Annotated in this window: 7 protein-coding genes; 4 read left to right on the top strand and 3 right to left on the bottom strand. The window is 72.2% G+C overall.

Features of this window, described 5'->3' with window-relative positions; all coding sequences use genetic code 11:
• Nucleotides 1-649 (top strand): MBL fold metallo-hydrolase (locus ASF38_RS08190; RefSeq protein WP_235497523.1); only part of this gene is annotated, 649 nt, incomplete at its 5' end.
• Nucleotides 649-945, top strand: a complete 297-nt coding sequence (locus tag ASF38_RS08185; RefSeq protein WP_055961631.1) for a Dabb family protein — start codon at nucleotides 649-651, stop codon at nucleotides 943-945. The genes ASF38_RS08190 and ASF38_RS08185, both read left to right, overlap by 1 nt.
• Here ASF38_RS08185 and ASF38_RS08180 read toward each other — a convergent pair.
• Nucleotides 921-2333, bottom strand: a complete 1413-nt coding sequence (locus ASF38_RS08180) for a CDP-glycerol glycerophosphotransferase family protein (RefSeq protein ID WP_056575072.1) — start codon at nucleotides 2331-2333, stop codon at nucleotides 921-923. The two genes, ASF38_RS08185 and ASF38_RS08180, sit on opposite strands and share 25 nt — an antisense overlap.
• Before the next feature lie 41 nt (nucleotides 2334-2374).
• Here ASF38_RS08180 and ASF38_RS08175 point away from each other — a divergent pair, with 41 nt between their 5' ends.
• The gene (locus tag ASF38_RS08175; protein WP_055961626.1) at nucleotides 2375-2842 is read left to right on the top strand and encodes an adenylyltransferase/cytidyltransferase family protein; all 468 of its coding nucleotides are present in this window, start codon (nucleotides 2375-2377) and stop codon (nucleotides 2840-2842) included.
• Between the two features lie 16 nt (nucleotides 2843-2858).
• On the opposite strand, the gene rfbA is transcribed toward ASF38_RS08175, so the two are convergent.
• Nucleotides 2859-3722 (bottom strand): glucose-1-phosphate thymidylyltransferase RfbA, encoded by an 864-nt coding sequence (gene rfbA / locus ASF38_RS08170; protein ID WP_056575070.1) that lies wholly within the window; start codon nucleotides 3720-3722, stop codon nucleotides 2859-2861.
• 79 nt (nucleotides 3723-3801) lie between these two features.
• Between rfbA and rfbB the strand changes: the two genes are divergently transcribed.
• Nucleotides 3802-4815, top strand: a complete 1014-nt coding sequence (gene rfbB, locus ASF38_RS08165; RefSeq protein WP_056575422.1) for a dTDP-glucose 4,6-dehydratase — start codon at nucleotides 3802-3804, stop codon at nucleotides 4813-4815.
• A 212-nt stretch (nucleotides 4816-5027) separates the two neighbouring features.
• Here the strand turns inward: rfbB and ASF38_RS08160 are convergent, their stop codons facing one another.
• Entirely contained in the window at nucleotides 5028-6578 is a 1551-nt protein-coding gene (locus tag ASF38_RS08160) for a sigma-70 family RNA polymerase sigma factor (RefSeq protein ID WP_056575068.1), read from the bottom strand.
• Nucleotides 6579-6621: the final 43 nt, after the last annotated feature.

Below are 6621 nucleotides of genomic sequence, written 5' to 3'. Positions count from 1 at the left end.
CCCCGCCCGCCGCATCGGACCGATCCGCGGCCTGCTGCGCCCCGACCTCGACGACCGCCACACCCTGCTGCGCCAGCTGCAGGAGCGTGGCCACGACGCCACCGACGTCACGCACGTGGTGCTCACCCACCTCGACCTCGACCACGCCGGAGGGCTGTCGGACTTCCCCCACGCCACCGTGCACACCACGGCCGACGAGCACGCGGCCGCGATCACCGACCCCGACGCCCTCGACAAGCGTCGCTACCGGCCGGCGCAGTTCGCGCACGGGCCCGACTTCGCCCTGCACGCCGGTCCCGGCGACGAGTGGCGCTACGGGCTCACCGGCCACGAGGTGCTGCCCGGCATCGTGCTCGTGCCCATGCCCGGTCACTCGCGCGGCCATGCCGCGGTGGCCGTCGAGACCGCCGACGGCGTGGTGCTGCACGCGGGCGACGCGGTCTTCGACGGGAGCCACGTGGCCGACGCGGCGCCCTCGGGCCGACGCCTCGCCCCGGTGCGGGCCGCCCGCGGCTTCGAGATGGTCGTGGGCCGCGACCGCTCGCGCATCCGAGCCAACCACCGCGAGCTTCGACGTCTGGCCTCGCTCCCCGACGTCCTGGTGGTCCCGGCGCACGACCCGCGCATCACCGACGAGCTGGTGGACTGATGGCCCTGCGCCACCTGGTGCTGTTCCGCGTGCACGACGCGGTTCCCGACGCCGACGTGGAGAACGCGCTCGAGCAGCTGGCGTCGCTCGGGACGCTCCCCGGGGTGCTGGAGTGGACGGTGCGGCTATCCGACGACCGCCGCAAGGGACGCATCCTCGTCGAGAACGGCCTGTTCGAGGGCCGCGAGGCCTTCGAGGCGTTCCGCGTCCACCCTCAGCACGTGCAGGTCAGCACCGTGATGCGAGAGCTGGCCGACTGGTGGATCGGCGACTACGAGGAGCCGGCGGACACCTGACCGCCGTCGGCGAGCTCGCGCACCAGCGCGACGAACCGGGCCGCCGGGTCGGAGCGTTCCGGCCCGCCCAGGTAGTGGTCAGCCCGCTCGGGCCGGATGGCGGCGAGCGGGTCGGTCCCGAGCATCGCGCCGAGAGCGGCGTCGAGCTGCACGAGGTCGCGGTCGATCACGTACGCCGAGACGGCGGTGGGGTGCGCGGCGCGGAACGCCTCGGCGGCGTCCGGTCCGCCGAACTGCGCGGCGTACATGGCGAAAGGCTTCTCGCTGGCCATGAAGTCGACGACGATGCCGGAGATGTCGGAGACCATCGCGTCGCACCCGTTGAAGGCCTCGACGAGCGGGACGTCCATGGCGGTCTCGCTGAGCACGTGGGCCCGCCCGGTGGCCTTCGCGTCGTCGGCGAGCATCCGGTCGACGTGGGCGATCATCGCCTCGGCCTCGAGGTGGTTGCGCCCGGCGAAGTGGCGTCGGAACACCACGGTGCAGCCGCGGGCCAGGAGTGCGGCGACGACGTCCTCGGCGACCGCGAGGGACGAGACGTTGAGGGCGTCGTCGGCGTGGCGCCACGTGGGGGCGTAGAGCACGGTCGGCGAGTCGGGGAGCGGACCGGCCACCGGCTCGATGCCCTCGGTCTGCGGCCGCCCGACGATCCGCAGCTTCGCGGCCGGGACCCGCAGGTCCGCCTGGGCGAAGCGGTCGATGGCGGCCTGCCCGGCGACGGCGACGACGTCGTAGGAGAGGACCCGCTCGGACGCGCTGAGCGGCTTGTCGCTGTCGCCGTGGCCCAGGAACACGTGCGTGACCTCGTCGTGGGCCAGGAACACCGCGTTCTTCTTGGCCCCGTGCGGGTAGAGCGCGCCGCGCACGGAGGCGGGCAGGTGCGTGAGGATCACCGGGTCGTGCGGGTGCAGGCGCACCAGCTCGGCGTAGATGGTGCGGTCGGCCGCCACGATGCACCACGGCACGCCGGCCTGCTCGATCCAGGGCGACCACATGCCGACGTGCACGCCGACCTTGCCGGCATAGGGGACGGCGAGCCGGGGTGCGTGGGCGACGACGGCCTGCCGCACACCGCGCGACGCGGTGGCCCAGGCGTGCAGGCGCCACGCCACGGCGGCGGGACCGAGGGCGAGCACCACGGCCACCAGCAGCGCGACGAGGTCCTGCGAGGTGACCAGGGCGACGATCGTGGCCACGGCGGTGCCGGCCACGAGCACGCCGGCCGCGACGACCCAGACCCGCAGTCGGAACGGGCGGGATCCCGGGTGGTCGGGCTGCCCGGGGAAGCCGTGGGCGGTCGGTGCCGGCCTCTGGCGGACGTCGCGCACCGCCGCGAGCCCGGTCGCGAGCCCGGCGGCCACCACGATCCACGCGAGCACCGTCAGCATGGCTCCAGAGTAGAGGTGGGCTCACGGCTACCCTGGCGCCCATGACCACGGTGCTCACCTACGGAACGTTCGACCTCTTCCACATCGGCCACCTGAACCTGATCGAACGTCTGGCGGCGCTCGGCGACCGGCTGGTCATCGGGGTCTCGACCGACGAGTTCAACGCCGGCAAGGGCAAGTCGTCGGTGGTCAGCTACGAGGACCGCGCGCGCATCGTCGGCAGCATCAAGGGCGTGGACCTGGTGGTGCCGGAGCAGTCGTGGGAGCAGAAGGTCCTCGACGTCCAGGAGCACGACGTCGACCTGTTCGTGATGGGTGACGACTGGACCGGCAAGTTCGACCACCTCACCGAGTACTGCGAGGTGCAGTACCTGCCCCGCACGGCGGGCGTGTCGAGCACGGGCATCAAGGAGATGCTGCGGGCGCTGGACCCGGCCCACATCGCCGAGATGCAGGAGGCGCTCTCGACGATGAGCCGGCTGCTGAGCCACTACGAGGACCTCACCTGAGAGACCCTCGTGGGCCTCAGCCGTCGAGGAGCTCGAGCAGGTAGCGGCCGTAGCCGCTCTTGTTCAGTCGCTCGCCACGGGCGCGCAGCTGGTCGTCGTCGATGTAGCCCATGCGCCAGGCGACCTCCTCGGGAGCCCCGACCTTGAGGCCCTGACGGCTCTCCACGGAGCGCACGAAGTTGGAGGCGTCGTTGAGCGAGTCGAAGGTGCCGGTGTCGAGCCAGGCGGTGCCACGCTCGAGGATCTCGACGTGCAGGCGCCCTTCCTCGAGGTAGCGCTCCTGCAGCCCGGTGATCTCCAGCTCGCCCCGGTCGGACGGCTTGAGGTCCCGGGCGAACTCGACCACGTCGTTGTCGAAGAAGTACAGGCCGGGGATGGCGAAGGGACTCTTCGGCTCGGTCGGCTTCTCCTCGATGGAGATGACCCGCCCGTCGTCGGCGAACTCCACCACGCCGTAGTCGCGGGGGTCGGCCACCCGGTAGCCGAAGATGGTCGCGCCGTCCTGGTCGACGAACCGTCCCAGGGTGGTGCCGAGGCCGGTGCCGTAGAAGATGTTGTCGCCGAGCACGAGGGCGCTGTGCTCACCCCCGATGTGCTCCTCGCCGATGAGGAACGCCTGCGCCAGCCCGTCGGGGCTGGGCTGCTGGGCGTACGTGAGCCGGATGCCGAACTGGCTGCCGTCGCCCAGCAGCCGCTCGAAGCCGTCGGCCTCGTGCGGGGTGGTGATGATGAGGATGTCGCGGATGCCGGCCAGCATGAGCGTGGACAGCGGGTAGTAGATCATCGGCTTGTCGTACACCGGCATCAGCTGCTTGCTGATGCCCTCGGTGATCGGATGCAGGCGCGTGCCGGTGCCGCCGGCCAGGATGATGCCCTTCACGACTCGCTCCCTCGCCACATGTCCGGACCAACGATCGCATCTGGGCGTGGTCACGGTCGCGGGCCGATACGCTCCGGCCATGCGTTCGTTCTTGGTGACCGGGGGCGCCGGCTTCATCGGCTCCAACTTCGTGCATCGCGTGCTGGAGACCGCCGACGCGTCGGTGACGGTGCTCGACAAGCTGACCTACGCCGGCAACCGCGCGTCCCTGGAGGGACTGCCGGCGGAGCGCCTGCGCTTCGTGCAGGGCGACGTGGCGGACGCCGCCCTGGTCGACGAGCTGCTGCCCGGCCACGACGTGGTGGTGCACTTCGCGGCCGAGAGCCACAACGACAACTCGCTGCGTGATCCCCGCCCGTTCGTGGACACCAACCTCGTGGGCGCCTACACGCTGCTCGAGGCGTGCCGCAGGCACGACGTCCACCTGCACCACGTCTCGACGGACGAGGTGTACGGCGACCTCGAGCTCGACGACCCGCAGCGCTTCACGGAGGCGACCCCCTACAACCCGTCGAGCCCGTACTCGTCCACCAAGGCCGGGTCCGACCTCCTGGTCCGGGCGTGGGTGCGGTCGTTCGGCATCCGGGCCACCATCAGCAACTGCTCGAACAACTACGGACCCCGCCAGCACGTGGAGAAGTTCATCCCGCGCCAGATCACGAACATCCTGACGGGGCGCCGGCCGAAGCTCTACGGCGCCGGCCAGAACGTGCGGGACTGGATCCACGTGGACGACCACAACGACGCCGTCCTCGCGATCATCGAGAAGGGCGAGAACGGCCGCACCTACCTGATCGGTGCCGACGGTGAACGCGACAACCTCACGGTCCTGCGCACCATCCTGCGGACGATGGACCAGCCCGAGGACGCCTTCGACCACGTGACGGACCGACCTGGTCACGACCTGCGCTACGCGATCGACCCGACCCGGCTGCGCGAGGAGCTCGGCTGGGCTCCCCGCCACCAGGACTTCGAGGCCGGTCTCGCCGCGACGATCGAGTGGTACCGGACCAACACGGCGTGGTGGGCCGCCACGAAGGACGGCATCGAGCGGGCGTACGAGACGCCCGCTCCCACCGAGCCCCCGCGCTGAGGCTCACGTCGAGCCGCCGCCCGAGGCCCACGTACGGGCCCGCCTGAGGGGTCCGGCGTTTTGGACCTTCCTCCAGGTGTGGAACATTCGATGACAACCGCTTGAACGGGCGAGTAATGTTCCTGATGAAGCCCCGCTGACTCACCCCCCGAGGTCAGCGGGGCTTTCTCGTGCCCGGCGGGCCCGTCGCCCGTGGCCGGCGGTGAGGACCCTCAGCCGAGGGAGACCGAGTCGTTCGCCGGGTTCGGGTCGACGTTGTCCGGCGCGCTGACCGTCGCCGAGAAGCCCACCGGTTCGCCCGGGCTCCACCAGAACCGGATCGGCTGCGGGTTCGGGCCCGACGCCTGGCACGATCCGCCCGTCCCGATGCCGGTGCACGTCCAGCCCTCGCCGCCCCACAACGACACCTCGGTGCCGGAAGGCAGCTCGACCTGCAGCCGTGGGGTGAGCGTCGGCGACGCCACGGCCAGCGTCACCTCGTAGACGTCGCCGGGAACGGCCTCGAGCACCGAGACGGCCAGGTCCTCGCCCACCTCCACCGGTGGTGTCGTCGTCGGCGGGGGCGTCGTGGGGACCGATGGCGTGGGTCCAGGTGACGTCGGCGCCGTGGGCTCCGGCACGCTCGGTCCCGCCGGCGGGACCACGACGGGCACGGAGAGCGCGGCAGCGAGGACGGGGACGACGGTGGTGAGCGGTGCCACGACGGGAGCCCTCCAGGGCTCCGGGGCCGGATCGTCGCGGTCGTCGGCGCGAGGGGGCGAGCCAGTACCGGGGGCGCCGGTGGCGGCCGCGCTCGGCGGGGTGGCGTCGTCGGAGGGGCCCAGCCGGGACACCCCCACGGCTGCGACGGTCACGAGCACCGCCACGGCAGCGACCCCGACGGCGATCGCCCCGGCGGTCCCGGCGACCCCAAGGGCGGCGGAGCCCGCGCCGGGTGCGCCCGAGCCCTGGGAGCCTCGCGTCCCGCCTCCGTCCACGACGAGGACCCTCGTGTCCCCGAATGCCGCGACCCCCGGAGCGCCGAGGAGAGCCGGCAGCAGCAGGAGGCCGAGGTCGGCCGTGATGCCGCCGACCAGGGCCGCCGCCTCACGGCAGTCGTCGCACACGTCGAGGTGCGCCTCCACCCTGGCGCGGGCACGCGGCCGCAGCCGACCCCGGTCGTAGGCGGGCAGCAGCTCGCGCACCTCGCGGCACTCGGGATCGTCCGTCTGGCCCAGGTGGGCCGTGAGGTACGCGTTGCGCAGACCCTCGCGAGCCCGCAGGGCGAGCGACGACACCGCGTTCGGCTTGATGCCCAGCACCCGGGCCACCTGCTCGGGGGACTCGTCGTGGATCGTCGTGTGCCACAGCACTGCCTGCCAGCGTTCCGGAAGCGTGGCGAAGGCCTGCGCCAGAAGGCTCGACTCCTCGCGCAGGGCCGTGCCGTCGGCCACCGTCGGCGCGTCGGGAGAGGCCTCGAGGTCGTCGTAGAGATCCTGGCGCGACGCGGCCCTCGACGCCGCGTAGAAGCCGTTGCGCACCGACGTGAGCAGGTAGGGGCGGAAGGCGAACTGCGGGCCCGCGCCGTTGCGCACGGCGCGCAGCACCGCCACGAACGCGTCCGACGCCAGGTCCTCGGCGGCCGGCGCGCCCGCCAGCGCACCCGCGAGGCGCACCGCAGCGGGGTGGTGCCGCTCGAACAGCAGCCCTGCGGCGTCGTCGTCACCGTCGCGGTAGCGCTGCAGCAGCTCGGCGTCGCTCGGGTCGAGGAAGAGGTCGGTCATCGTTCGCATTCAGCCGGTGAAGATGGGTCTTCTTCCAGGAGAC

This window comes from Aeromicrobium sp. Leaf272 (assembly GCF_001422865.1).
Taxonomy (GTDB): domain Bacteria; phylum Actinomycetota; class Actinomycetes; order Propionibacteriales; family Nocardioidaceae; genus Aeromicrobium.
The sequence above is the reverse complement of the archived record's forward strand: the minus strand, read 5'-3'. Positions and strand labels throughout refer to the sequence as shown.